The 24485-nt window shown below is 70.8% G+C and carries 19 protein-coding genes and 1 pseudogene; 12 read left to right on the forward strand and 8 right to left on the reverse strand.

Annotated elements, in window-relative coordinates:
• Window positions 1-29: 29 nt before the first annotated feature.
• From IPJ59_RS29835 to amrB, 5 genes are all read right to left on the reverse strand, one after another.
• The gene (locus IPJ59_RS29835) at window positions 30-323 is read right to left on the reverse strand and encodes a hypothetical protein (protein ID WP_293274306.1); all 294 of its coding nucleotides are present in this window, start codon (window positions 321-323) and stop codon (window positions 30-32) included.
• Window positions 320-739: a hypothetical protein gene (locus IPJ59_RS29840; RefSeq protein WP_293248289.1), complete on the reverse strand. Its 420-nt coding sequence runs from the start codon at window positions 737-739 to the stop codon at window positions 320-322. The genes IPJ59_RS29835 and IPJ59_RS29840 overlap by 4 nt, the downstream gene beginning before the upstream one ends.
• Window positions 740-818: 79 nt before the next feature.
• On the reverse strand, window positions 819-1895 hold the full coding sequence (amrS, locus tag IPJ59_RS29845; protein ID WP_293274308.1) for an AmmeMemoRadiSam system radical SAM enzyme: 1077 nt from the start codon (window positions 1893-1895) through the stop codon (window positions 819-821).
• Window positions 1892-2473, reverse strand: a complete 582-nt coding sequence (amrA, locus tag IPJ59_RS29850; RefSeq protein WP_293248295.1) for an AmmeMemoRadiSam system protein A — start codon at window positions 2471-2473, stop codon at window positions 1892-1894. The genes amrS and amrA overlap by 4 nt, the downstream gene beginning before the upstream one ends.
• A complete protein-coding gene (gene amrB / locus IPJ59_RS29855; RefSeq protein ID WP_293274310.1) occupies window positions 2470-3276 on the reverse strand; it encodes an AmmeMemoRadiSam system protein B in 807 nt (268 codons plus the stop codon). Before amrB ends, amrA begins: the two co-directional genes overlap by 4 nt.
• Before the next feature lie 168 nt (window positions 3277-3444).
• On the opposite strand from amrB, the gene IPJ59_RS29860 reads away from it, so the two are divergent.
• From IPJ59_RS29860 to IPJ59_RS29870, 3 genes are read left to right on the forward strand one after another with little or no spacing between them, the layout of a single operon-like run.
• Window positions 3445-4710 (forward strand): TolC family protein, encoded by a 1266-nt coding sequence (locus IPJ59_RS29860; protein ID WP_293274312.1) that lies wholly within the window; start codon window positions 3445-3447, stop codon window positions 4708-4710.
• A complete protein-coding gene (locus IPJ59_RS29865; protein ID WP_293274314.1) occupies window positions 4707-5903 on the forward strand; it encodes an efflux RND transporter periplasmic adaptor subunit in 1197 nt (398 codons plus the stop codon). The genes IPJ59_RS29860 and IPJ59_RS29865 overlap by 4 nt, the downstream gene beginning before the upstream one ends.
• Window position 5904: 1 nt before the next feature.
• Window positions 5905-9018: an efflux RND transporter permease subunit gene (locus IPJ59_RS29870; protein WP_293274316.1), complete on the forward strand. Its 3114-nt coding sequence runs from the start codon at window positions 5905-5907 to the stop codon at window positions 9016-9018.
• Between the two features lie 4 nt (window positions 9019-9022).
• On the opposite strand, the gene IPJ59_RS29875 is transcribed toward IPJ59_RS29870, so the two are convergent.
• The gene (locus IPJ59_RS29875) at window positions 9023-11746 is read right to left on the reverse strand and encodes a serine/threonine-protein kinase (protein ID WP_293274318.1); all 2724 of its coding nucleotides are present in this window, start codon (window positions 11744-11746) and stop codon (window positions 9023-9025) included.
• 130 nt (window positions 11747-11876) lie between these two features.
• On the opposite strand from IPJ59_RS29875, the gene IPJ59_RS29880 reads away from it, so the two are divergent.
• Window positions 11877-13184, forward strand: a complete 1308-nt coding sequence (locus tag IPJ59_RS29880; RefSeq protein WP_293248312.1) for a hypothetical protein — start codon at window positions 11877-11879, stop codon at window positions 13182-13184.
• 3 nt (window positions 13185-13187) lie between these two features.
• Here the strand turns inward: IPJ59_RS29880 and IPJ59_RS29885 are convergent, their stop codons facing one another.
• Complete coding sequence (locus tag IPJ59_RS29885; protein ID WP_293274320.1) at window positions 13188-14108, reverse strand: hypothetical protein; 921 nt, start codon at window positions 14106-14108, stop codon at window positions 13188-13190.
• Between the two features lie 76 nt (window positions 14109-14184).
• On the opposite strand from IPJ59_RS29885, the gene IPJ59_RS29890 reads away from it, so the two are divergent.
• The 5 genes from IPJ59_RS29890 (at window position 14185) to IPJ59_RS29910 (ending at window position 19695) form a co-directional block, all read left to right on the forward strand.
• Window positions 14185-15207 carry a hypothetical protein gene (locus tag IPJ59_RS29890; RefSeq protein ID WP_293274322.1) on the forward strand — a complete coding sequence of 341 codons (1023 nt, stop codon included), beginning with the start codon at window positions 14185-14187 and terminating at the stop codon, window positions 15205-15207.
• A 140-nt stretch (window positions 15208-15347) separates the two neighbouring features.
• The gene (locus IPJ59_RS29895; protein ID WP_293274324.1) at window positions 15348-15716 is read left to right on the forward strand and encodes an AgmX/PglI C-terminal domain-containing protein; all 369 of its coding nucleotides are present in this window, start codon (window positions 15348-15350) and stop codon (window positions 15714-15716) included.
• 82 nt (window positions 15717-15798) lie between these two features.
• Complete coding sequence (locus IPJ59_RS29900) at window positions 15799-17487, forward strand: FG-GAP repeat domain-containing protein (RefSeq protein WP_293274326.1); 1689 nt, start codon at window positions 15799-15801, stop codon at window positions 17485-17487.
• 108 nt (window positions 17488-17595) lie between these two features.
• On the forward strand, window positions 17596-19137 hold the full coding sequence (locus IPJ59_RS29905; protein WP_293274328.1) for a tyrosine-type recombinase/integrase: 1542 nt from the start codon (window positions 17596-17598) through the stop codon (window positions 19135-19137).
• A 78-nt stretch (window positions 19138-19215) separates the two neighbouring features.
• Window positions 19216-19695, forward strand: a complete 480-nt coding sequence (locus tag IPJ59_RS29910) for a hypothetical protein (RefSeq protein ID WP_293274330.1) — start codon at window positions 19216-19218, stop codon at window positions 19693-19695.
• 10 nt (window positions 19696-19705) lie between these two features.
• Here the strand turns inward: IPJ59_RS29910 and IPJ59_RS29915 are convergent, their stop codons facing one another.
• Window positions 19706-19867, reverse strand: coding sequence for a hypothetical protein (locus tag IPJ59_RS29915; protein WP_293274331.1), 162 nt, complete (start codon window positions 19865-19867; stop codon window positions 19706-19708).
• A 182-nt stretch (window positions 19868-20049) separates the two neighbouring features.
• Between IPJ59_RS29915 and IPJ59_RS29920 the strand changes: the two are divergent.
• The 3 genes and pseudogenes from IPJ59_RS29920 to IPJ59_RS29930 all read left to right on the forward strand — a co-directional run.
• A pseudogene (locus IPJ59_RS29920) lies at window positions 20050-20943 on the forward strand (CHAT domain-containing protein); the annotation flags it as partial.
• A gap of 153 nt (window positions 20944-21096) precedes the next feature.
• Window positions 21097-22233 (forward strand): serine/threonine-protein kinase, encoded by a 1137-nt coding sequence (locus IPJ59_RS29925; protein ID WP_366524717.1) that lies wholly within the window; start codon window positions 21097-21099, stop codon window positions 22231-22233.
• Between the two features lie 305 nt (window positions 22234-22538).
• Window positions 22539-24263, forward strand: a complete 1725-nt coding sequence (locus IPJ59_RS29930; protein WP_293274335.1) for a hypothetical protein — start codon at window positions 22539-22541, stop codon at window positions 24261-24263.
• Window positions 24264-24485: the final 222 nt, after the last annotated feature.

Below are 24485 nucleotides of genomic sequence, written 5' to 3' on the forward strand. Positions count from 1 at the left end.
AATTCCTGCGTGCCGGCGAGAGCTGGGCGTCAGCCGTCGACGGTCAACGCGGTGACCGTCAGCGAGGCGGCGACGAAGCCGGGGTAGGGGTGCGCAGGCGGGGGCGGCGGCGGCACGACCTCGACGGTGAGGGAGGCGGCGACGAAGCCGGGGTAGGGGTGCGCAGGCGGGGGCGGCGGCGGCACGACCTCGACGGTGAGGGAGGCGGCGACGAAGCCGGGATAGGGGTGCGCAGGCGGGGGCGGCAGCGGCACGACCTCGACGGTGAGGGAGGCGGCGACGAAGCCGGGATAGGGGTGCGGCAGGCGGGGGCATGGGTTCACGCCGCGGGGAGGATCACGAGTCGGAGCTTGGCCGGCTCCGGATATTGCGGGATCATGAACCGTTCGTCGGTGTAACGGAAGACGAAATACACATCCTTCCCCACCCCCCAATTGTCAGGGAGCTGGAAGGTCCACTCGAAGCGCTGGCCGTCGTGCGTGATCTTTTGCGAGAGGTGGGGCGAGCGCCAGGGGCTCTGATCGAGCCAGGGCGGCGTCGCATGCTCGCAGAAGAGGTCCACGGTGACGTGCGTCCAGCAGTTGGGATCGGGGTGGCGGGCGATCGCCTCGGCGGACCAATCCTTGATCGTGATGCTCACGCGGATCTTGCTGCCGGCGACGACGCTGGGCGGGGCCTTTATTTTGCCGAGATCGCCGACGTCGAGTCGCGGCGCACGAATGATCTTTGAGTCTCCCACGATAGTCCCCCGTTGCCCTGATACCACCGTCGGCGCGGGACTTGAAGCGGAAAGTCGGCGACGCGCGAGCGCGAGCGCGTCAGCGGCCGAGCCGCACGGGCAGGCGCTTGCGGCCCCAGCTGCCGGCGCCCTCGGGGCGGAAGCGGCCGGGGACGGCGGTGTTGCAGTCGGGGCAGGTGCCGGCGGGGGTGATGCGATAGTCGAGGATCTGATACCAGTCGCGGCGGACCAGAGCGGCCTGGCACTTGGGACAGGTGGTGGTGGCGCCCGCGAGGTCGTGGACGTTGCCGGTGTAGACGAATTGGAGGCCGGCGTCGCGGGCGATCTGGCGGGCGCGGGTCAGCGTGGCCGGCGGGGTGGCCGGGATGTCCTGCATCTTGAAGTCGGGGTGGAAGGCGGAGAAGTGGAGCGGGACCTCGGGGCCGAGGTGCTCGAAGACCCAGCGGGACAGCTGGTGCAGCTCGGCGTCGCTGTCGTTCTGGCCGGGGATCAGGAGGGTCGTGATCTCGAGCCAGGTGTTTGTGTGGTGGCGGATGTATTCGAGGGTCGCGAGGACGGGGGCGAGCTCGGCGAAGGCGAGCTTGCGGTAGAACTGCTCGCTGAAGCCCTTGAGGTCGACGTTGGTGGCGTCCATCGCGGCGAAGAACTCGCGCCTTGGCTCGGGGTGGATGTAGCCGGCGGTGACGGCGACGGTGTGGACGCCGCGCTCGCGGCAGGCGGCGGCGATGTCGATCGCGTACTCGGCGAAGATCACGGGGTCGTTGTAGGTGAAGGCCACGCTGGCGCAGCCGAGGCGCACGGCGGCGGCGGCGATCGCCTCGGGGGTGGCGGCGTCGGCGAGGGTGTCCTGGTCGCGGGCCTTGGAGATGTCGTGGTTCTGGCAGAAGCGGCAGCCGAGGTTGCAGCCGGCTGTCCCGAAGGACAGCACGCTGGTGCCGGGGTGGAAGTGCGAGAGCGGCTTCTTCTCGATCGGGTCGACGCAGAAGCCGGAGGAGCGGCCGTAGGTGGTCAGCACCAGGGCGTCGCCGTCGCGCTGGCGGACGAAGCAGAAGCCGCGCTGGCCGTCCTGCAGGGTGCACTCGCGCGGGCACAGGTCGCACTGGAGGCGGCCGTCGGGGAGGGGGTGCCACCAGCGGGCGGGATGTGCTGCGCTCATGGTTGCTCCTTGAAGTGTTCGGCGGTGAAGCGGTCGGCGTGCATGTCGGCGGGCCAGCGGTCGCGGGGGAGGCCGGCCTTGGCGCGCAGGTGGTCGAGGAATGCGCGCGGGTCAGGGAGCTGCTCCCAGACGGAAGGGATGAAGACGGCGCCGCGGTTACCGGAGGTGATGCGCAGGCCGTCGACGCCGGGGCGGAGCGCGGCCAGCAAGGCGGCCTCGCTGTGGGCCGGCAGGGGTGAGAGGGGAGAGAGCAGGGAGATGTCGATCGTGGTGTCCGCGAGCTCGTGCGGGCGCAGGGGGGTGAAGCGGGAGTCGCGGAGCGCGGCGGCGACGGCGTTGTGGGTGATGGCGTCGCGCAGGTGGTCGACGGGGAGGATGTTGCCGATGCAACCGCGCAGCTGGCCGTCGCGGTGGAGGCTGACGAAGCAGGCGCCGGGGGCTGCGAGGAAGGCGGCGTCCGGGATGATGAGGGCGGGACCGCCGAGCGCGGCGGTGATGGCGGAGCGCGCGAGGGCGAGGAGGATCGGTCCGCGGTGGTCGGTCATGGGTGGGGCTTCGACGCGGCGGTGGTCGGTCATGGGTGGGGCTCCGAGAAGGTGATGGCGGCGTAGCCGACGACGCGGCGGTGGTCGCCGGCGGTGTCGCCGGAGCTGCGCAGGTCGAGCAGTTGGGGGATCAGGTGGCGGCGGCGGGCGAGCTGCAGGAAGCCGCGCAGGGCGTATGCGCCGCAGGCCTGGTCGGGTTCGATGGCGTCGTCGAGGGCGAGCAGCTGGCGGACCGTTGCAGCGTCGCGGGCGTGGGCCTCAGCGTGGGGGAGGTAGTGCGAGAGGTCGCTGCTGATGAGCACGAGGGTGTCAGCGTCCTGCCACAGGCTGTCGAGGAGGTTGGCGAGGGCCGGGGCGGCGACCTGGCCGACGACCAGGGGGACGATCGGGACGTCGCCGAGGACGCGCTGGATGAAGGGGAGCTGGACCTCGATCGCGTGCTCGCGGGCGTGGGCCTCGGCGGAGCGGATCACCAGCGGGCTCTTGGCGGCGAGGGCTGCGAGCTCGGGGTCGACCTGCAGGGTGCCGAGCGGGGTGGCGAAGGCGGTGGCGGCGGGGAGGGCGACGCCGCGGAGGGCGACGGTGTGGGCCGGGCCGAGCACGATGACACGGCGCGGCGGGGGCGAGGCGCGCAGCAGTTTATAGGCGGTCGCGGCGATCGGGCCCGAATAGATGTAGCCGGCGTGCGGGACGATCAGCGCGCAGGGTCGCGGGGCGGTGAGGCTCGGCGCGGCGGCGAGGAGGCCGTCGAGCTCGGCGCGCAGGGCTGCGGGCTCGCCGGGGTAGAAGCGGCCGGCGACGGCGGGGGGACGCGGCGAGTGGTCGAGGGAGAGCATCGCAGCCGGAGGGTGGCCACGATGCGGCGTGCTGGCAATCGCCCTCGCTCGGGGGCTGGTCTTTGGGACAGGTTTGTGAGGTGTGATGCGTTGGATCACGGGGGCGAGGCTTGACGCTCGAGGCCCCACGGACCGTAGGGTTGTCCCGGTCGCCGCGGGCGGCAGGTCATGTCGATCGCCAGCCTCGTCCTCGTCATGTCGTTCGCTGCTGCGCCGGGGTCCGGGTCGCCTGGTTGTCGCGGCGCGCTGGCGGCGGGGGAGGTCGTGCGCTGCGCGCTGGCGGCGAGCCCGGGCGTGCGGGCGGCCGAGTATGGGCTCGAGGCGATCGCGGGGCGCAAGCTGGCGGCGCGGACGGTGTTGCCGTCGAACCCGCAGATTCAGGTGACGGCGGCGGCGCGGCGTGGGCTGTGGAACGGCGACCGCGACACCAATGTATATGGGCAGTTTAGCCAGGAGATCGAGATCGCGGGGCAGCGGCGCAAGCGGGTGCGGGTCGCCGACGCCGAGCACGACGCGCAGCGGCGGCGGGTCGACGCGGTCCGCCGCGAGGTGGCCGCGGAGGCGCTGACGCTGTACTTCGAGCTGATCGCGGCGCGGCAGCAGCGGGTGATGGTCGAGCGCATGGCCGTCGGTGCGGCGACGATGCAGGAGCTGGCGGGTGTGAGCGCGAAGGCGGGGCTCGGCTCGCAGTTCGGGGTCGACATCGCGGCGACGACGGTGATCCGCCTGCATCAGCAGCAGATCGAGGCGACGCGGCGGATCGCCGGGGCGACCGCGCTGCTCGCTGGTTTGCTCGGTCAGGACCCGGCGCGGCCCGAGCTCGAGGTCGTGGGCGAGCTGGCGCCGCTGGCTGTCCCGGAGGACATGTCGGTGCTGGCTGAGCGGGCGCTGGCTCGCCGGGCCGAGCTGGACGTGGCGCGGGCCGAGCGTGAGGTGCAGCTGCGGCAGGCGGAGGTGTACCGGCGCATGCGGGCGCCGAACCCGTCGCTGATCCTCTACGGGCAGCGCGATGGCTTCAATGAGCGGGTGCTCGGCGGCGGCATCAGCCTCCCGATCACGTTGCCGGCGCCGCTCGGTCGCAGCTACGCGGGGGAGATCGCGGAGACGCGGGCGCGGGCGCGGCAGGCCGAGGCGGAGCTCGAGCGGCTGCAGCGGGTGGTGTTGGCGGAGGTCGCGGGGGCGGTGAAGACCTTGCAGGCGCGGCGGGAGGAGTCCTCGCTGTTCGACGTCGACCGCCTGCGGCGGGCCGAGGAGCACATCTCGGCGCTGGCGCAGGAGATGGCGACCGGGCGGGTCTCGATCCGCGAGGCGGTGCTGCTGCAACAGACTTTCCTCGATCTGCTGGCGGCGGCGATCGAGGCGCGGCGCGCCCACGCGGTGGCGTCGGTGGAGCTGGCGCGGGCGGCGGGGCTGTTGCCGGAGATCGTGCAATGAAGCGGTGGTGTCTGATCGGGCTGGTGGTTTGCGCGTGTGGTGGGGCGCCAGGGGTGGCGCCGCAGGGGCACGCGGACGAGCACGGCGACGAGCACGACGACGAGCATCGCGACGAGCCGGCGCACGCCGAGATGCCGACGCGGGTGCGGCTGTCGGCGCAGGTGATCGCGGACGCGGGCGTGAAGACCGAGGCGGCGCGCGTCGAGGTGCTGGCGCCGACGGTGTCGGCGGCGGGTGAGATCGCGTCCGACCCGGAGCGCACGGCGCAGGTGGCGGCGCGGGTCGATGGCATTGTTGAATCGGTGGAGTTTCGCGAGGGCGACCGGGTGACGAAGGGGCAGGTGTTGGCGACGATCCGGGCGCCGGGGCTCGGGGGGCTGCGGGCCGACCGGGCCTCGCTGCTGGCCCGGGCCGCGTCGGCGCGGTCGAACCTGGCGCGGCTGGAGACGCTGGCGGCGCGCAACATGGCCTCGCAGCAGGAGCTGGCGGCGGCGCGGGCGGAGGCGACGGTGCTCGACGCGGAGGCGGGGGCGGCCGGGCAGCGGCTGACGGCGCTGGGGTTGAAGGCGGGCGGCACGGTGTCGGTGTTCGCGTTGCGGGCCCCGCTGGGCGGCTTCGCGGTCGACCGCGGGGTGGCGCCGGGGCAGGGCGTCACGGCGGAGCACATGGTGGCGTCGATCGTGAATCTCGACGAGGCGTGGTTCGTGGCCCGCGTGTTCGAGCACACCCTCGATCAGGTGCACGTCGGGGCGGCGGTCGAGGTGCAGCTAAACGCTTACCCGCGCGAGCGCTTCCTCGGGCACATCGACTACATCGCGCCGCGGGTCGACCCGGACGCGCGCACGATCGTGGCGCGGGTGACGCTGCGAAACCGCGACGACAAGCTGCGGCTCGGGCTGTTCGGCACGGCGCTGATCGCCGCGCCGGTCGACCCGCTGGCGCCCGGGCAGGCGCCGCGGCCGACGCTGGTGGTGTCGCGCGACGCGGTGACCGAGCTGGGCGGCAAGCCGGTGGTGTTCGTGCGCCACGCGGACGACGACTTCGAGGTCCACGAGGTCACGCTTGGGGGCAGCTCGCCGGGCAAGGTGGAGGTGCTGCACGGGCTGCGGGAGGGCGAGCTGGTGGTGACCTACGGGGTGATGACGCTGAAGAACGTGCTGATGAAGGGCAGCCTCGCGGACGACCACCACTGAGATGTCGCTGCTGTCCGCAATCGTCGCGTGGTCGCTGCGCAACCGGGCGGTGGTGCTGGTAGCGACGCTGATCTTCGTGCTGCTGGGACTGCGTTCGGCGCTGCGGCTGTCGATCGACGTGGTGCCAGATGTCACGAACATTCAGGTCCAGGTGATCACGGCGGCGCCGGCGCTGTCGCCGGTGGAGATCGAGCAATATGTGTCGATCCCGGTCGAGCGGGCGATGTCTGGCCTGCCGAAGATGACGCAGGTCCGATCCTTGTCGAAGTACGGGATATCGGTGGTGACGGTGGTGTTCGAGGACGGCACCGATATCTACTTCGCGCGCCAGCTGGTGAACGAGCGGATGCGCGAGGCGGCGGACGCGGTGCCGCTCGGCTACGGCGCGCCCGAGATGGGCCCGATCTCGACCGGGCTCGGCGAGATCTATCAATTCACGCTGCGCAGCGACGAGCTGAGCCTGATGCAGCTCGAGGAGATCCTCGATTGGTACGTCGGGCCGCAGCTGCGCACGGTCCGCGGGGTGGTCGAGGTCAACAGCTTCGGCGGCGAGAACCGCGAGTACCAGATCCACCTCCAGCCGGCGCGCCTGCAGGCGCTGGGGCTTTCGGTGGGGGACGTGGTGACCGCGCTGGAGAAGTCGAACGCGAACGCGGGCGGCGGCTACATCGAGCGCAGCCAGCAATACATCGTGATCGGCACGGACGGGCTGGTCCGCAGCCGCGAGGACCTGGCGCGGGTGGTGCTCGGGGCGACGCCGCAGGGGGTGCCGATCACGGTCGAGTCGGTCGGCGAGGTGCGCTTCGGGCCCAAGCTGCGGCGCGGAGCGGCGACCAAGGACGGGCACGGCGAGGTGGTGGTGGGCGTGGCGCTGATGCTGATGGGCGAGAACTCGCGCACGGTGACGCAGGGGATCAAGGACAAGCTGGACGAGCTGGCGCCGACGCTGCCCGCGGGGGTGATCATCGAGCCGTTCTATGACCGCTCGGAGCTGGTCGACCGCACGGTTCGGACGGTGGCGGTGAACCTGCTCGAGGGCGCGGCGCTGGTGATCGCGGTGCTGTTCCTGCTGCTCGGGGACCTGCGGGCGGGGATCGTGGTCGCGGCGACGATCCCGCTGGCGATGCTGTTCGCGGTGATGCTGATGAACGCGGCGGGGGTGTCCGGGAATCTGATGAGCCTCGGGGCGATCGACTTCGGGCTGATCGTCGACGGGGCGGTGATCGTGGTCGAGAACGCGGTGCGGCGCATGACGCTGGCGCAGCGGGCGATCGGGCGCGCGCTGACGGGGACGGAGCGCCGCGACGTGGTCCTGGAATCGACGCTCGAGGTGCGCGGGGCGACGGTGTTCGGCGAGCTGATCATCGCCATCGTCTATCTGCCGATCCTGGCGCTGACGGGGATCGAGGGCAAGCTGTTCCACCCGATGGCCTACACGGTGCTGTTCGCGCTGGCGGGGGCGTTCATCCTGTCGCTGACGGTGGTGCCGGTGCTGACGAGCTATCTGGTGCGTCCGCAGGCGAATCACGAGGGGACGTGGATCTTGCGGGTGGTGCATCGCGTGTATGTGCCGATGCTGGGCGCGGCGATGCGCTGGCGGTGGTTGACGCTGACGCTCGGGGTGGCGAGCCTGGCGGGCGGGGTGGCGCTGTTCGGCCGGCTGGGGGCGCAGTTCGTGCCGCAGCTCGACGAGGGCGACATCCTGATCGAGGCCCAGCGGATCCCGGGGACGGCGCTCAGCGAGTCGGTGAATACGAGCCTGCGCATCGAGCGGGCGCTGCTCACGGTGCCGGAGGTCGCGCATGTGGTCAGCCGCAGCGGCTCGCCGGAGCTGGCGACCGACCCGATGGGAGTCGAGCAGACGGACGTATATATCGCGCTGCGACCGCGCGAGCAGTGGCGGCCGGGCTTGATCAAGGAGGAGCTCGCGCGCGAGATATCCGAGCTGGTGGAGACGATGGTGCCCGACGTGGCGATCGGGATCTCGCAGCCGATCCAGATGCGGACCAACGAGCTGGTCGCGGGGGTGCGGTCGGACGTCGGCGTGATCCTCTACGGCCCGGACCTCGCGGTGCTGGCGGCGGCGAGCCAGCGGGCGCTGGCGCTGATCCGCGGGATCGCAGGGGTTGCCGATGCGCGCGCGGAGCGGGTGTCGGGCCTCACGTATCTGCGGGTGCTGCCCGACCGCGGTCGGCTGGCGCGCTATGGCCTGACGATCGCCGACGTGAATCAGGCGACCGAGGCGATCAGCGTCGGCGTCGCGGCGGGGGTGGTGCTGGAGGGCGAGCGCCGCTTCGATATGCGCGTGCGCGTCGACCATGGCTTCACCGGCGACCTGCAGCGGATCGCGATGATCCCGCTGCGGGCGAGCTCGGGGCAGATCGTGCCGCTGGGCGACGTGGCGGAGCTGAAGCTCGGCGAGGGGCCGGCGCTGGTCAATCGCGAGAAGCAGTCGCGGCGCCTCATCGTCGAGTTCAACGTGCGCGGGCGCGACCTGGTGTCCGTGGTCGAGGAGGTGCAGCGGGCGCTGGACGCGGGGCTGGGGCTGTCACCGGGGTACCGCGTCGAATATGGCGGTACCTTCGAGCATTACATGGCGGCCCGCGATCGCCTGATGATCGTGGTGCCGCTGGCGCTGGCGCTGATCATGTTCCTGCTGTGGGTGGCGCTGGCGCGGGTGCGGGTGGCGGCGATCATCTTCCTCAACATCCCCTTCGCGATCGTCGGCGGGGTGGTGGCGCTGTGGCTGCGCGGGCTGCCGTTCTCGATCTCGGCGGGGGTCGGCTTCATCGCCCTGTTCGGGGTCGCGGTGCTCAACGGTCTGGTGCTGGTGTCGTTCGCGCTGCGGCGCGAGGGCGAGGGGCTGCTGCCGGCAGCGGCGATCCGCGAGGCGGCGGAGCTGCGCCTGCGCCCGGTGCTGACGACGGCGCTGGTTGCCTCGCTGGGGTTCATCCCGATGGCGCTGTCGACCGCGCCGGGCAGCGAGGTGCAGCGGCCGCTCGCGACTGTGGTGATCGGGGGGCTGATCACGGCGAGCCTGTTGACATTGCTCGTGCTGCCGGTGGTGTATGCGTGGTTCGCGGGGAGCCGCAGGCCGGAGCCACGAACGGCTTGACGAACTAATGGGTGCGCGCGGGTGCGGGGTCGCCGGGGGCCTCGCTCAGGGCGCGGGCGCGGGCCAGGTCGCGCTCGGCCGCCGCGGGGTCGCCGAGCTGGCGCTTGAGCTCGGCGAGGGTGGTGAGCGTCGGCGCGAGCGAGGGGTTCGAGCTGTCCTTGAGGAGATCGTCGGCGCGGGCGATGGTCCGCCGGGCCTCGTCGCTCGCGCCGCGGGCGACCTGGATCTCCGCGAGCTCGACGAGCACGGGGATGAGGCTCGCGTGGGCCGGGCCGAGGGCGGCCTCGTAGAGCGCGAGCGCCTGGCGGGTGGTGGTGAGGGCGTCGTCGAGCTCGCCGAGCTCGCGGTGGACGCTGCTGAGGTGGCCGAGCACGGCGATCTGCATCGGTCGGCCCATCGAGGGGACGCCCTCGAACAGGGCGAGGGCGCGGCGGAGGTGCTGCTTGGCGTCGGCGTGGTTGCCGGCGGCGAGGAACAGCTCGCCGAGCGCGTAGTGGTCGCTGCCGACGCGCTCGTGGTCGGGGCCGAAGACCTGGGTGTCGATCGCGAGGGCGCGCTCGAGGACCGGCTGGGCAGCGGCGGCGTCACCTGTGCGGACGAGGGCCTCGCCGAGGTCGCCGAGGTAGCGGGCGATGGTCGGGTGGTCGGGGCCGTAGGCGGGCTCGAGGATGGCGAGGGCGCGGCGCAGGAGGTCGCGGGCCTCGCTCTGTTGGTTGCGCAGGCTGGCGAGGCTGGCGAGGTTGCCGAGGGCGCGGGCCACGGAGGGGTGGCCTTGCCCGTAGGCGGCGATGCGCGCGGCGTGGCAGCGCTCGAACGCGGCGCCGGCGAGGTCGAAGCGGCTCTGGATCTTGTCGAGCTCGCCGGCGAGACACTCGAGGTCGGCGGCGAGCGGCGGGGCCTCGGCGCCGAGGCGGGGGAGCAAGGAGCGGGCGAGCCGGGCCCAGCGCTCGCCGTCGCGTGGGCGCAGCAGCATGAGTCCGGTGAAGTCGATGAGCTCGAGCGCGGTCTGGGTGGCGAGGGCGTCGTGGCCGGCGTCGAGGGCGAGGAAGAGGGCGTCCTCGAGGCGGGCCTCGGTCCTCGCGGTGTCGCGGTCGCCGAGGTAGGCCGCGGCGCCGGCGGCGAGGAGGCGAGCCTCGGCGCGCAGCGGCGGCCAGGCGAGGGCGTCGGCGCGGGTGATCAGCGCCTCGGCGAGCGGGAGGCTGTCGGTGAAGCGACCGGTGGACTCGAGCGAACGCACGCGGGCCAGCTCGCTGCGGATCGCCACGGCCTCGGCGCGGGCCTCGGGCTCGCGCGGGAGCTGGGGCCGGCGCTCGAGGGCGCCCTGGTCGAGGCACAGATCGATCGGCGGGAGGGCGGTCGCGGCCTCGATCGCCCGCCGTGTCGCGGCCCCGTCGGCCTCGCGCAGGACGCCGACCAGGCCGGCGAGCTCGAGCCGGCGATCGTCGAGGCAGGCGTCGGCGCGCTCGGCGAGGGCGGGCTCCCAGCTGTGCTCGACCTGCGCCCGGCGGCAAGTATCAACCTGTCCTTTGGACCATGTGGATACATATTCGTCGAGCAGGGTATCGACGCGATCGGCGGTGTGGGCGGCGAAGCCCTGGCCAGAGGCGAGCAGGGCGCTGCGCACGGTGGCCCGCGCGTCGGGGCTCCAGACCTCGTCGATCGCGGCGCCGCGGGCCTCGCAGGTGGCGATCTCGCGGGCGCGTGCGGCCATGACGACGCCGACGCCGACCGCGAGCAGGGCCAGGAGCCCGGCCCCGACGGCGGCGATGATGCGTCGGCGACGGCGACGAGCGCCGGCGGAGAGCGTGCGCAGGAGGGCGTCCATGCTGGGCCAGCGCGCGTCGGGGCCTGGCGCGAGGCCGCGGAGCAGGGCGGCGCGCAGCCAGCCGGGGACCGGGCGCTTCGACTCGCGGGGGCGCTGGGCCTGGATCGCGACCGCGAGCTCGGACACGGTCTTGCCGGCGAAGGGGCGCAGGCCGTGGAGCGCCTCCCAGAGGGCGACGCAGAAGCTGTAGAGGTCGGAGCGGGCGTCGGTGTCGTGGCCGGCGAGCTGCTCCGGTGGCATGTACGCGGGGGTGCCGAGGACGGAGCCGGCGCGGGTGATCGGGTTGTCGAGGCCGTCCTGGGCGGTGAACACCGCGTCGACGGTGGGCCTCGGACCGGTCGGTTCAGCCGTGTTCGAGTCGGCCCGGGCGAGGCCGAAGTCGAGGACGCGGACGCGGCCGTCGTCGCCGACGATCGCGTTGTCGGGCTTGAAGTCGCGGTGCAGGACGCCGGCTCGGTGCGCCGCCGCGAGGCCCTCACCGGCCTGAAGGTAGCGCTCGAGGATCTGCGGGAGCTCGGGACGGTCCTGCCTGGCCCACTCGCGCAAGGTCCGACCCTCGACGTATTCCATAGCGAGGTAGAGGAGGTCGCGGTGGTCGCCGACCTCGTAGACCTGGACCACGTTCGGGTGCGACAAGCGGGCGAGCGCCTGGGCCTCGCGGAGCATGCGTCCGCGGAGGTCGTCGCCGCGGCTGGCCTGCGGTCGCCACAGCTTGATCGCCAGCTTGCGGTTCAGGGTGTCGTCGTAGGCGAGGAGGACCTGGCCCATGCCGCCCTCGGCGATCGGGCGGAAGATGTAGAAGCGACCGACCCGCAGCGGGGTCGGGCGAGCCTCGTCGCTGGCCGTCGGCTCAAGCGTCGGCGCGGAGCCGCCGTCGTAGAGGGTCCTCTCCTCCGAATCCACCGCCCGACGGTAGCCGAAGACGCAGCCCGCGCGGGGCCTCATCGCGGCGCGCCGGCGCGAATATGGGCCGGGTCCGGTCGCGGGGAGGATGGGGCTTACGGTCGGCGCTTTCTCGGGTGACACTGCTCGCGTGCAAGCTTCAGCCGATCCGAAGGCCCCGCAGGACGAGGAGAGCGCGGGCGGCTGGCGCGGCGCGGTGCGGCGGATGGAGGCGTTCGGGTGGGCGCGGGTGCTGGCGTTCCTGGCGTGGGTGGTGCTGGTGGTCGCGACCTATGCGTCGCTCGACCCGGTGATCGGCAAGGGCTCGCTGTCGCTGCTCGGGCTGGTGACACTGAAGACGGTGCCGCTGCTGCTCGCGGTGCTGGTGGCGCTGCCGAACGTGACGCTCTTCATCATCGCGCGCATGATCTTGTTTCGCTTCTCGCGGCGCAGCTTCAGCCTGCAGTTTCGCGGCGAGGAGGATGAGGGGCGCCCGCTGCCGGCGGCGGCGCTGCGGCAGGCGGAGTGGCTGTGGAACTACGAGCGCAGCCGGGCCCAGACTCGCTACGAGGCGGGGCTGCTGCCGCAAGTGGCGGTGTTCGGGCTGCTGTCGTCGGCGACGCTCAGCTTCTGCGTGTTGGGGATCCATCTGCCGCCGGAGCAGCTGTTCCCCAACATAGCGAACACACCGACCTGGCACATTTGGGTGGCGTGGACGGTGCTGGCGACGGCGACGACCTCGTTCTTGCTGACGATGGGGCGGATCCTCGTGCGCATCGCGGGGGACGACGCGACCACCCGCACCTTCGCCAACGCGGCCCGCTCGTACGGGCTGTGCGTGGTGAGCGGGGGGCTGCTGGCGTGCCTCACGGTGTCGACGACGGAGGCGCCCGAGACGGCGCAGATGAGCATAGCGATGGGGATCGCGGTCGGCTTGCTGGGCGACCGGGCCTTCCTCGCGGTGTCGAACCGGGCGGCGGCGATGCTCGGGGCTGAGCCTGAGGTGGTCGACCCGGGCAACGAGCTGCGATCGATCGAGGGGCTCGGCGCGGACGACCAGCAGCGCCTGCAGGAGGAGAGCATCAGCTCGGTGCACGGGCTGGCCTTCGTGCCGGTGCCGCGGCTGTTCTTCAACTCGTCGCTCAACCTGCAGCGGATCTGCGACTGGCAGGATCAGGCGCTGCTGCAGGTGTACATCGGCGCGAGCCGGGCCCGGGCCCTGCGCGAGTTCTTTCAGATCCGCGGGGCGGTCGACGCCCAGCGCCTCGCGGGCTTGCAGGCGACGATGTCCGCCGAGCTGTGGCAGCAGCTGGTGGCGTGCATGAGCTTCCCGAGCGAGGCGCACCTGCGCCAGCTGTTCACCCGGTTGACGAGCGACGGACGCATTGACGAGCTGCGGGCCTACCGGGGGGCGACGTTGCGGATGGACACGGTGATCCCTGGCGTGCGGCGTGTTTGAGGATCAGCGGGTGCGCATGGTCCACAGGCCGGCGGCGTCATCCCAGCGCGCGAGCCACTCGTCGCCGGGCTCCCAGTCGATCCACGGGTCGTCCCACTCGATCACGAGCTGGTCGTCGGCGAGGACGATGCGATCGATCTGCTCGGGTGGCCAGCTGAAGCGGCCGGCAGAGCTGGCCGCCTGCGCGGGTGAGAGGCGCCATGGCAGCTCGACGAAGCTGCGGTCACCGTCACGCGAGACGAACACGGCGGCGGTGCGGTCCTGCCCCGCGTCGGCGTGGATGCTGCCGTAGCGGCAGGCGCAGACGACGACGAGATCTCCGGCGCGAGTGGCGAGGACGCGGGGTCGCAGCGCGTTCGCGTCCCAGGTGGTGGACCCGTGAAGATCGCCGATGAGCGTGCGCACGAGCGTGCCGACGGGGTCGGCGAGGAAATCGAGGGGGAGCTGGTCGGGCCAGCGGGGCTCGGCGGGCTCCAGCTCCCGGCGCAGTACCAGGCTGCGGTCGCGCAGGTGATCGGCGAGGGCCCCGGCGTCGCCGCTGAAGCTCCAGCGCAGCGGACCTGGCGCGCTCCACCAGGTGCTCGCGCGCAGCTTGCCAGGGCTGCCTTGGGGCAGGCGCGCGTCGACGCGGGCGAGCAGCTCCATCAGGTCGGTGTGGCGCACCAGGCCGTGCTGCAGCAGGACCAGCTCGAGCGGCCCGCTCCCCCGATCGAGGAGGTAGGCGTGACCGCGGCGGGCCGCGTCGCCCTCACCCTCCGACCACAGCAGGCGCAGGACGATCTGCTCGAGGTGGAGACGGAAGGGCGTGGCGTGCGGCGGGCGCAACGTCGCGCCGTACTCGTCGAACACGACGACCACCTGCTCGTCGGCCGGGAGCGCGCCGGCAGCTTCGTTCGCTCGCGGTGGCTCGGGTCCGTCGGTCACGTCGCGAGCCCAGGATACACCCGTGACCTTCGACCTCTTGCGTCGGATCGCGAGGGGGCTCTATGGTGTCGACGGCATGCGTCCCGGGATCGCCATGAGCGTGGTGTTGAGCTTCGCGCTCGCCTGCACCTTTGACAGCAGCGGCCTTGAATCGACGAGCGGCGGACCGGGCGTGAGCACGGTGGGTCCGGCGGGGCCGACGACGGGCGGGAGCGAGGCCGGTGCGACGATGGCCGACCCGAGCGGCGACGTGGCGAGCGCCGGCGAGAGCGGCAGCAGCGGCGGTACGGGCAGCGCGAGCGGGGCGACCATGCCGGGGCCGCTGTGCGGCAACGGGGTGATCGACCCCGGCGAGGACTGCGACGGGGCCGACCTCGCAGGGGATAGCTGCGAGAGCCACGGCTTCGCCGACGGGACCCTGCTGTGCAGCGAGCAATGTGGCTTCGACGAGCACCTGTGCAGCACGCCGGGCTGCGGCGACGGGGTGATCGACCAGGGCGAGCAGTGCGACTGCGGCGGGGGCCCGTGCACCGCGCCGCTGCTGAACAACACCTCGTGCACGAGCCTGCCGAGCCCGGCGGGCGGCAACTACAGCGGCGGCGAGCTCAGCTGCGACAGCCCCGGGCCCTGCACCTTCAACACCTCGGCCTGCACCTACTGCGGCGACGGGGTCAAGAACGCGGCCGAGGCCTGTGAGGGCGCCGACCTCGGCGGCCAGTCCTGCATGAGCAACGGGTTCTTCGCCGGCACGCTGGCCTGCAGCGCCGGTTGCACGCTCAACACAGACACCTGCACGAACTGCGGTAACCAGCAGATCGATCCCGGCGAGGCGTGCGACGGCAACGACCTCGGCGGGAAGACCTGCAAGAGCGTGGACCCGTCGAAGTACGCCAGCGGCACCATCTCTTGCTCCGGCAGCTGCGACGGGCTGGACACCGGTGACTGCAAGTCAGGCAATTGCTGCCAGATCTCGGGCTCGAAGGGGTGTGAGGTCAAGGAGATCAAGGATTGCGTGTGCAAGACCCTCGGCGGGTGCTGCTCGACCGCCTGGGGCGGGGCCTGTGTGATCGCGGCGTACGCCTGCGGCGCTCAGTGCTGACCAGGCGCGCGACGCCGGGCTGAGGGCTGCACGCGAGGCGTATCGTGGCAGGCCGCCATCGGCGGCGTTGGGACCGAAAAATTTCGCCGCGCCGGGAACCTTCGCGGGGCGGCCGCGTGGGACAGGGCGAGGAGACAGTGATGACGATCAAGAAGACGTGGCTGCTGAGTGTGATCATCGCCGTGTGCGCCGGTACGGCCCACGCGGGCGACGGGACGGGCACGATCGACAAGGACAAGATCCGCGAGGTCGTGCGGGCGCACATCGTCGAGATCCGCGAGTGCTACAACGCGACGCTGGCGAGCGACCCCGAGGCGCAGGGGCGAGTCGTCATCGACTTCACGATCGGACCGCAAGGGACCGTGACGCAGGCCGCGGTCGGGTCGAGCGACATGGGCGAGGTGGCCGCGCCGACCTGCATGCGCGACGCGATCCAGGGCTGGGTGTTCCCCGCGCCAAGCGGCGGCAGCGTGAAGGTCAGCTACCCCTTTTTGCTCGAGCCCGGCTGAGGCTCGCGCGACATCACCCCGCCCCGCCGCAGCGACGGCGGCGACGATCGTGGTATACCGGTGACCTCGAGGGAGGTACGGTATGCGATCGATCGGTGGCCTGGGGGGTGTGGGTGGTATCTGGGGTGGCTCGAGTCGGCGGTGGATCTGGGCGGTGCTCGTGGGGAGCAGCCACAGCGTCGCGCCCGCGGGCTGCGGCGACGACGCGCGCAGTAGCGCCAGTGAGGGCGTGTCGGCGTCGGCGACCGAGGTGAGCGCCACGGCCGTGACGATGACCACGCCGACCACCAGCGGCGCGAGTGACAGTCTCTCGGGCACCACGGCCGACGCTGGCAGCATCAGCGCGTCGATGACGGAGGCGTCGGCGACGCTGCCGACCACGAGCCTCAGCGGCACCAGTGACACCAGCGCCACTGGCAGCACCAGCGACAGCGGGGGCGAGGTCGGGTTCTGCGGCGACGACCCGCCCAAGGGCTTCATCGGGCCGTTCAACGCCGAGTGCAAGACCGAGCCGCAGATCGGCACCTTCACGCCGGTGCTCGAATGGAACAAGCAGACCTGGGTCGACGCGCCTGCCTACAATCAGGTGATGATGACCCCGATCGTGGCCACGATCACCGACGATGACGCCGACGGCGTGTACGGCAGCGCGGGCGACCTGCCCTCGGTGCTGATCGTCGCCTACGCGGGCGCGGCCTACCAGGCGACCGGCGTGCTGCGGGCGATCTCCGGCGACGGCACCAAGGAGCTGCTGGCGGTCGCCAATCAGAACATCGCCGCGTGCTCGGGCATCGCGGTCGGTGACCTCGACGCCGACGGCAAGCCTGAATTGGTGGTTGTCCAGGCCGGCGGGTCGGTGGCGGCGCTCGGCCACGACGGCGCCCTCAAGTGGGCCAGCGCGGCCTATCCGGGCGACATCGCCTTCTCCTTCATGTCGGCCCCGGCGATCGCCGACCTCGACGCCGACGGCAAGCCAGAGGTGATTGTCGGGCGCGTGATCCTCAACAATGATGGCAGCCTGCGCGGCAAGGGTATGTACGGCACCGGCGCGCCGACGTATGGCAGCACTTCCTTCGCCGCCGACCTCGAGGGGGACGGCGTACAGGAGGTTATCGTCGGCAACGCGGTGTACCACGCCGACGGCAGCCACCTGTGGTCGATCCCCGAGCCCGACGGCTATCCGGCGGTCGCCGACTTCGACAAGGACGGTGGCCCCGAGATCGTGGTGGTCGGCACCGGCACGGTGCGCCTCCAGACGGCCGGCGGCGGCATGGTGTGGAACGTGGCCAACCCGGCCCAGGTCGGCGGCCCGCCGACCATCGCCGACTACGACGGCGACGGCCTCCCGGAGGTCGGCGTGGCCGGCAAGGCCGGGTACGTCGTCTTCGACGGCGACGGCACGGTGTTGTGGCAACAGCCCACCCAGGACGCGAGCTCGGCCGTGACCGGCTCGGCCGTCTATGACTTCGAGGGTGACGGCATCGCCGACGTGGTCTACGCCGACGAGATCAACCTCTACGTATACTCGGGCACGGACGGCGCTGTGAAGCTGCTTTACGACGGTCACAACAGCGGGACGCTGATCGAGTACCCGATCGTGGTCGACGTCGACAATGACGGGCAGGTCGAGATCGTGGTGGCCCATAATAACCTCATCCAGACCAACTACGGGGTGAGCGTCATCGGGGACCAGGACAAGTCGTGGCGGCCCGGGCGCAAGATCTGGAATCAACACGCGTACAACATCACGAATAACATAGGCCTGGTTTAGATCCGCTCTGCGCGGCCTTGTGACAGAGAATGTGTACTTTCGGACAGGCGAATTTCGACCCTTGATTGTCTCGATTTTGTCCCGAAAACTGGAGGCGGAGGTATGGGGATGCTTACGACCGCCCGCGTCCGCGAGCTCAAGCCACAGGACAAGGTGTACGAGGTGACCTGCGCGGCCGTGGCCGGCTTCGTCGTACGGGTGCTGCCGTCGGGCAAGAAGGTGTTTCTCGTCCGGCACCAGGTCGACGGGAAGTGGCGGCGCGAGAAGATCGGGCAGATGAGCCCGACGCTCGGCGTCGACGAGGCGCGGAGGCAGGCGCTGCTTATGCTCGGGGGCGAAGCGCGAAGTGAGGCAGCCGTCCAGCCGGTCGCGCGCCGCTCCGCGCCGAAGTCGGTGCGCCGTGTCGAGCCTGTGAAACAGGTGGAATCGCGGCGAGTGACGGTCCGCGAGCTGGCGGACCGCTTCGTCCGTGAGTACGTCGATGTCTATCTCAAGCCCGGCACTGCGGCCGCGTATCGGCGGCACCTCGAGGCACATGTCCTGCCCAGGTTGGGAGACCGGGACTTCGAGAGCGTGACCCGGAGCGACGTGCAGGCGCTTCACGCCAGCCTCAAGCACATCAAGGGGTCCGCCAACTATTCGGTCTGCATCGTCGGCAGCCTGTACAGCCGGATCATCGATGACTGGAAGCTGTCGAGCATGCCGAACCCCAACCATAAGATCCGGCTGTTCAAGATGAAGACGCGGGAGCGCTTCTTGACGCCCGAGGAGCGGCGGCACGTGGAGGAGGTTCTGCTCCGCGGGCTGCAGATCTCGCCCGGACGCAAAGGGCACCTGGATCGGATGGGCGTCTGGGCGCTGCAGCTTCTGTCGCTCACGGGTCTGCGGCGCGACGAGATCCGTGACCTCACCTGGCCGATGGTCGACTGGCAGCACAGCTGCCTGAACCTCCCCGACACGAAGACCGGCCAGCGGAGCATCCAGGTGCCCTCGCACGTGATCACGCTGCTGCGGCGGATCCATGACCACACGGGTAACCGCAAGGTGGGCCTCGTGATCACGTCGCGCACGGGTCGGAAGCTCTCGGGGCTGAACCTGACCTGGAAGCGCATCCGGGAGGCCGTGGGCATCCCTGATGTCCGGCTGCACGATCTACGGCATTCGTTCGCCAGCGACGCCCTCATGGGTGGTGTCCCGCTGGCGATCGTTGGCGAGATGCTGGGGCACCGGCAGCCGAGCACGACGAAGCGATATGCGCACTTGGCCAACCGCGTTGTCCGCGAGGCGCTTGAGCACACCGCCGATCGCATCGTCGAGGCGAGCAAGCCGCTCCCCGCTCTGCCCGTCGCGCCATTCGAGCCGCTGCGCGACGTCCAGTGGGCGGCGATCGTCACCCTCGTCAACGCCGACCGTTCGCGCGGCGGCAGGCCGGTCGACCTGCGGGACGTGGTCAACGGCATCCGCTGGGTGCTGCACACGCAGGGGCACTGGTCGGACATCCCGGCCACCTATGCATCCACGACGGCGTGCTGGCGGTGGTACAAGCGTTGGTGCGCGGACGAGACCTGGTCGAAGGTCGAAGCCGCAATCGCGGCACCTTCGGCCGGACCAGCGCGCCGGCCCAGGCCGCGCGCGCGGCCCAAGGATTGAGCAACGGCACGCTGGGTGCGGAGTCGTTCGCGGGCGGGCGTGTCGTGGCGGTGGCGGGGCGTGATATGTTGGCCGGTGATGGATCCCGACTCGCCGCTCACGCGCGTGCGTCTCGCTCTCGGCGGACGCGGCGGACGCATCGGCGGCGTGGTGCTGGTGTTGCTCGGCGCAGGGCTGGTGGCGACGGGGGTGTGGGGGACGGAGTGGTTGACGGCGGCCGGCATCTGGTCGGCGCCGCGGGGTCAGGGGCTGGTCGGCGGCACGCTGGCACTTTGCGTGGTTGGGCTTGGCTGCGTGGCGCTGGGGGCCGGGGCGCTGTTCGGCTCGCACGCTCGCGTGCGCACGGAGCTGGAGGCGATCGGCGAGCGGGTGGCGCAGCCGCGGGCCGACCCGGCGGGGGTCGCCCGTCAGCAGCCGCTGCCGTTCTGGGTGTGCAGCGAGTGTCGGGTGGTCGAGGCGGGTCTGAGTGGGTGTTGCATGCGCTGCGGAAAGACCGTCGCGTTCGTGCAGGCGACCGACGAGGGCGAGCGGCGGACCGCAGTCACCGCGCTCGGCTGAGGCGCGGGGCTCAGGGCGCGTGCAGCACGGCGTGGAGCTCGTCGCACGCGACGATGCGCGGGTCGGCGGGGTTGCAGATCCATGGGCCCACGACCCTGCGGCCGAGTTCCCCAAGGCTGCACCCGCGGTAATCACCGAGGCCATCGTCGCCGAGCGCGTGGCCGGGCGTCATGCTCGCCTACGATGCGGCGACGGGCCGGGCTTTCGAGGGCCTGCGGTCGACATCGACCGCGCTGGGACAGACTGGTACCATCCGCCCACTTCGCCGTGCCGAGCCGCTGTACCTACGCCATCACCGTCGAGAAGCAGAGCGGCGCGGGCTGGCCGGTCACGGTGAAGATCACGCAGGAGGAGATGCTCCCGGTCCAGATCGCGGGGGTCCTGACGCTGGCGCTGGATGAACTGCGGGCGGACGTGGCCCCGCGCGCGTACGGCGAGCGGCTCGGGCGGGCGCTGTTCTGCGGGGGCGTCCGCGATGCATTCATTCGCGCGCTCGCGGGCCGGGTGGACCCGCTGCACGTGCTGCTCACGCTCGAGGCCGACGAGCTGCGGCCCCTCGCTTGGGAGTATCTATGTGGGCCGCTCGGCGAGGGCGACGACTTCCTCGGCCTCGATCAGCGGGTCGCGTATTCGCGGTTTCTCACCAGTGGGGTCACGCGCCAGTTCAGGCCGCTACGACGCGATCGGCTGCGTGCGCTGGTCGTCGTGGCCAACCCGGCGGGTCTGGCGGACTATCGCCTGCAGCCCTTCGACGCGCGCGCGGCGCTCGACGCGGTGACCGCCGCCCTGGCCATGCCGATCGACATCCTCGGTAATTTCCCGGCCGCTCGTGGCCCGGCGACCCTCGATGCATTGTGTGAGGCGCTTACCCAGGACGAATACCCGATCCTGCATGTGGTGGCCCACGGACAGTTCATCGCCACCCGCAGCGAGTCTGTGGTCTATCTCGAGAATAAGGAAGGCCATGTAGAGCCGTGCTCGCAGACCAAGCTCAGCGAGCGCCTCGGGGTGCTCCTCGGGGCTCCCGCACTTCGCCTTCTTCGCCTCATGCGAGAGCGCGAGTGAGGCGAGTGAGGCGAGCGCGGGAGCCCCGCCGGTCACCTGGTGGCGGTGCTCGGTATCCCGGCGGTGGTAGCGATGAGCCGCCGGGTATCGATCGCCACAGCGCACGCTTTTACAGCGGCCTTCTATCGCTGTTTGTTGCGCCACGGTCACGTCGACGAGGCATTGGTGGAAGCCACCGCGGGCCTGCGCGACCGCCCGGATGTGCTGGTGCCAGCGCTGTACGGGCGCCTCGGCGCGAAGCCGCTGTTCTCGATCAGAAGCGAGCCGGGACCGCGCTGGGAGGAGGATCCAACCAGGCCCGCCGGAGACGATGACAGCGAGCCACCCGGCGACGATATGTTGGGGGTGGTGATCGACGCCCGCTACCGTGTGCTCCGCCAACTCGGTCACGGTGGCATGGGCACGGTCTACGAGGTCGAACACGTCAAGCTCGGGCAGGGTCGGGCGCTGAAGTTCATGCGCGAGGAGCTTCGCAGCCGGCCGGGCGCGGCCCGCCGCTTCATGCAGGAGGCGCGCATCCTGTCGACCCTGTCGCACCAGCACGTCGTGTCTGTGCTCGATATGGGCGAGTACGAGGGTCGCGCATATTACGTGATGGAGCTGCTCGCGGGCGAGGATCTGCGTATACGAGCGCGTCGCGAGGGCCCGTTCACGTGGGCGCGGGCGCGGGCCATCGCGTTGCAGATCTGTGAAGCGCTGGTGGCGGTGCACGCCAAGGGCATTGTCCACCGCGACTTGAAGCCCAGCAATTGCTTTTGCATGCAGCTACCGCGGGACGCCGACTTCATCAAGCTCCTCGACTTCGGGGTTGCCTGGGCGCGGCTGCCGAAGGGTGACTCCACGCCGCTGTCGCGCTCGGGCGAGGTGTTCGGCACGGTCACCTACATGGCACCCGAGCAGATGGACGGCGTGAGCGCGCCCTCGGTGGATATCTACGCACTGGGCGTGATGATGTACGAACTTCTCACCGGCAAGCTGCCCTTCGTCGGGACCGACTATGCGGTGATCGCCAAGGTGCTCAAGACGCTCCCGCCGTCGCCGCGCGAGCATCGCCCCGACATCGCGCCGGAGGTCGAGGCGATCGTGCTGCGCGCCCTGGCGAAGGACCCGGCGGCGCGCCTCGCCACGATGCAGGAATTTGCGGCGGCGATCGCGGCGATCCCCGCGGAGTCTGGCCGGTTGCGGCGACGGTGCCTCAGCCGCCACAGGACAGCACCGCTCCGCCGGAGAGCCCACCCGCGACACCTCCGGCGGAGAGCCCACCCGTCATACCTCCGGCGGAGAGCCCACCCGTCATTCCTCCGGCTGAGGCTGAGAGCCCACCCGTCGCAGCTCCGGCTGAGAGCCCACCCGTCGCAGCTCCGGCTGAGAGCCCACCCGTCACACCTCCGGTTGAGAGCCCCCCCGTCACACCTCCGGTTGAGAGCCCCCGTCACACCTCCGGTTGAGAGCCCCCGTCACACCTCCGGTTGAGAGCCCCCGTCACACCTCCGGTTGAGAGCCCACCCAATCGCGTATTTGTTCGCATCGTGGTCCTTGGATCGACCGCGGTGATATGCGTCCTGATCGTCTGGGGATATCTTTCGGAGAGCCCGAAGGACAGTGCGAGCATCGTCCGTGGCGCATTGTCCTGGTGGTCCAGCGTGGCCGAAAAATCCGAGGAGCTGACGAAGGCGACCGACCGGGGAGGGGCGTTGAGCGGAACAAGCGCGCTACCTGTGGATGATACGACTGGTGACGCGGGGTCGTCGCACGAGGGGCCGTCGAGTGGAACGAGCGTGCCCCGCGTCGACGAAACGACGGGTGGCGATGGATTGACGGGAGGAATCGACCCGGGTGGCGTCAAGCCTCCGCCGCCGCCGAAGAAGGTGAAGAAAGGTCTCTCCGCGGACAATGAACTCCGAATTAGCACTGCAATTCGGGCGATCAATCGGACGTCCGTCGCTTACTGCAACACGCCGGATAGCCCCGATTCCGCGACGGTCGAGGTGTGTCTGGCAGGGACGGTCGCCAAGGTGAAGTCGGTGACAGTGTCGGGGCTTGACAAGGATTGCATCCGCCAGGTGGTGCAACGAGAGTTGCGGAGTGATCACCCAAAAGGAGGACGGATGCGCGAAATTCTCGGTGTGGTTCCCCAAATAATGAGCGTTCGTGGGCGAGTCCGATCCCTTGTCGCGGCGATGGCGCTCCTGGTTGGCCAGGCAACGGCGGTGGCCGGGCCGGCGAGACCGTTGCCCGGAGAGCCCCGGAGCGCCCACGCGCTCGCCGGTCAACTCTATAAGCAGGCGATGAGGCTCTCGGATGCGGGGGATATTGCGGGTGCGATCGATCTCCTGCGTCAAGCGCACCAGGCACTTGTGGCGATCGAGGCACCGCCGGAGGCACAAAGCGGCATCCCCTGGCTGCTGAGCGACGCGCTCAGGGAGCAGTGGACGCGCGACGGCGACCTCACCCGTCTCGACGAGGCCCTCAAGATCCTCGAGGACCACCGGCGTGCGTGGGGCTCGCAGGACATCGAGGCCGCTCAGCTTGCGCGCGAGCGGGCGCAGAAGGGTATCGCCGAGCTCTCGCGGCTGCGCGCCAAGGCGCTCTATGATCAGGCTCTCGCGCGCCAGCAGGCGGCCGACCCCACGGGCTCCGCTGCCCTCCTGCAGCAGGCGCTTCGCGGCCTCGAGACCGCGTCCGCGCTCACGGAACCATTGGCGCGTGAGGTCGTTGATGCGCTGGTCGGGGCCTGCAACGAGAACTTCGCCGCGACGAAGGACAGTCAGCACCTGCAAACAGCGGAGGCCGCGCTGGTCGCCGCAAGGAAGGCGTGGGAGCCTTCGAGCCTGGAGGGTCGGGCGGAACAATTGGCGCACATCGAGGCTCAGCTCGGCGAGCTGCGCCGCCAGCCCATTCGCGTACTCCACCAGTCGGCGATCGACGCCGCCGCGTCCGGGGACCATCGCCGTGCGGGTGAGCTGTGGACGAAGGCGTTCTCGGAGCTGTCCGCCCTCGGCGGTCTGCCTGAGCCGACGGGCGCCGCGATCGTCGGCGCGGCGGTAGGCTCGGCGGAAAAGGCCTTTGAAAGTAGGCATGACCCAGGCAGCCTGGAGGCAGCAAAAGGGCTTGTTAAATCGTACCTGGAGGGGTGTCCGGCGATGGCGAAGAGCGGACACTGCGAGCTCGAGCAAGCGAGCGTGCACCAGAAGCGGCTGCAAGACCTGAGTAAGTGGCCGCCTCCGTCACCTCCTCCTCCGGAGCCCTCGCCGCATCCTCCTCCGGAGCCCTCGCCGCATCGCGGGGTACTCGTCAGCGGGGCCGTGCTGGTGGCGCTCGGCGCCGGCTCGCTCATGGCGATGGGTGTGGGCTCGGCCGAAGAGAGCGCCGACCAGGAGCCGCCGGTGCCATCGAGGCCGATTATGGGTTTGTTCAAAGCCGGTGGCCAATGTGTTGCTGGACAAGTGGCTGCTGGCGGGTGCCACCACGGGCGCGGCGCTTTTGGCCGTGGGGCTGCATAGGCGGGGGCAGGCCCGGGTAACGGTCCAGCCGATGCTACAGCGACGGGCGGCTGGCTTGCAGGTCGCCCTTCAGTTCTAGGAGGTTAATATGTCCAACATGTACATGAGGACCATTCTTCTGCTCGCTTCGTTCGCTACAACCGGTTGCTTCTACGGCGACCTCGAAGGCAAGTCTTGTAGCGAAGACAAGTTCTGCGGCGAGGGCTTGGAGTGTCTTGGCGG

The sequence above is a fragment of the Nannocystis sp. genome (assembly GCF_016714285.1).
Lineage (GTDB): Bacteria > Myxococcota_A > Polyangia > Nannocystales > Nannocystaceae > Nannocystis.

Coding starts and splice junctions, on each gene's coding strand:
- amrS (WP_293274308.1), bottom strand. CDS start 1,895: ATGAGCGCAGCACATCCCGCCCGCTGGTGGCACCCCCTCCCCGACGGC.
- IPJ59_RS29895 (WP_293274324.1), top strand. CDS start 15,348: ATGACGATCAAGAAGACGTGGCTGCTGAGTGTGATCATCGCCGTGTGC.
- IPJ59_RS29905 (WP_293274328.1), top strand. CDS start 17,596: ATGCTTACGACCGCCCGCGTCCGCGAGCTCAAGCCACAGGACAAGGTG.
- IPJ59_RS29925 (WP_366524717.1), top strand. CDS start 21,097: ATGTTGGGGGTGGTGATCGACGCCCGCTACCGTGTGCTCCGCCAACTC.
- IPJ59_RS29865 (WP_293274314.1), top strand. CDS start 4,707: ATGAAGCGGTGGTGTCTGATCGGGCTGGTGGTTTGCGCGTGTGGTGGG.
- amrB (WP_293274310.1), bottom strand. CDS start 3,276: ATGCTCTCCCTCGACCACTCGCCGCGTCCCCCCGCCGTCGCCGGCCGC.
- IPJ59_RS29870 (WP_293274316.1), top strand. CDS start 5,905: ATGTCGCTGCTGTCCGCAATCGTCGCGTGGTCGCTGCGCAACCGGGCG.
- amrA (WP_293248295.1), bottom strand. CDS start 2,473: ATGACCGACCACCGCCGCGTCGAAGCCCCACCCATGACCGACCACCGC.
- IPJ59_RS29915 (WP_293274331.1), bottom strand. CDS start 19,867: ATGACGCCCGGCCACGCGCTCGGCGACGATGGCCTCGGTGATTACCGC.
- IPJ59_RS29860 (WP_293274312.1), top strand. CDS start 3,445: ATGTCGATCGCCAGCCTCGTCCTCGTCATGTCGTTCGCTGCTGCGCCG.
- IPJ59_RS29910 (WP_293274330.1), top strand. CDS start 19,216: ATGGATCCCGACTCGCCGCTCACGCGCGTGCGTCTCGCTCTCGGCGGA.
- IPJ59_RS29890 (WP_293274322.1), top strand. CDS start 14,185: ATGCGTCCCGGGATCGCCATGAGCGTGGTGTTGAGCTTCGCGCTCGCC.
- IPJ59_RS29900 (WP_293274326.1), top strand. CDS start 15,799: ATGCGATCGATCGGTGGCCTGGGGGGTGTGGGTGGTATCTGGGGTGGC.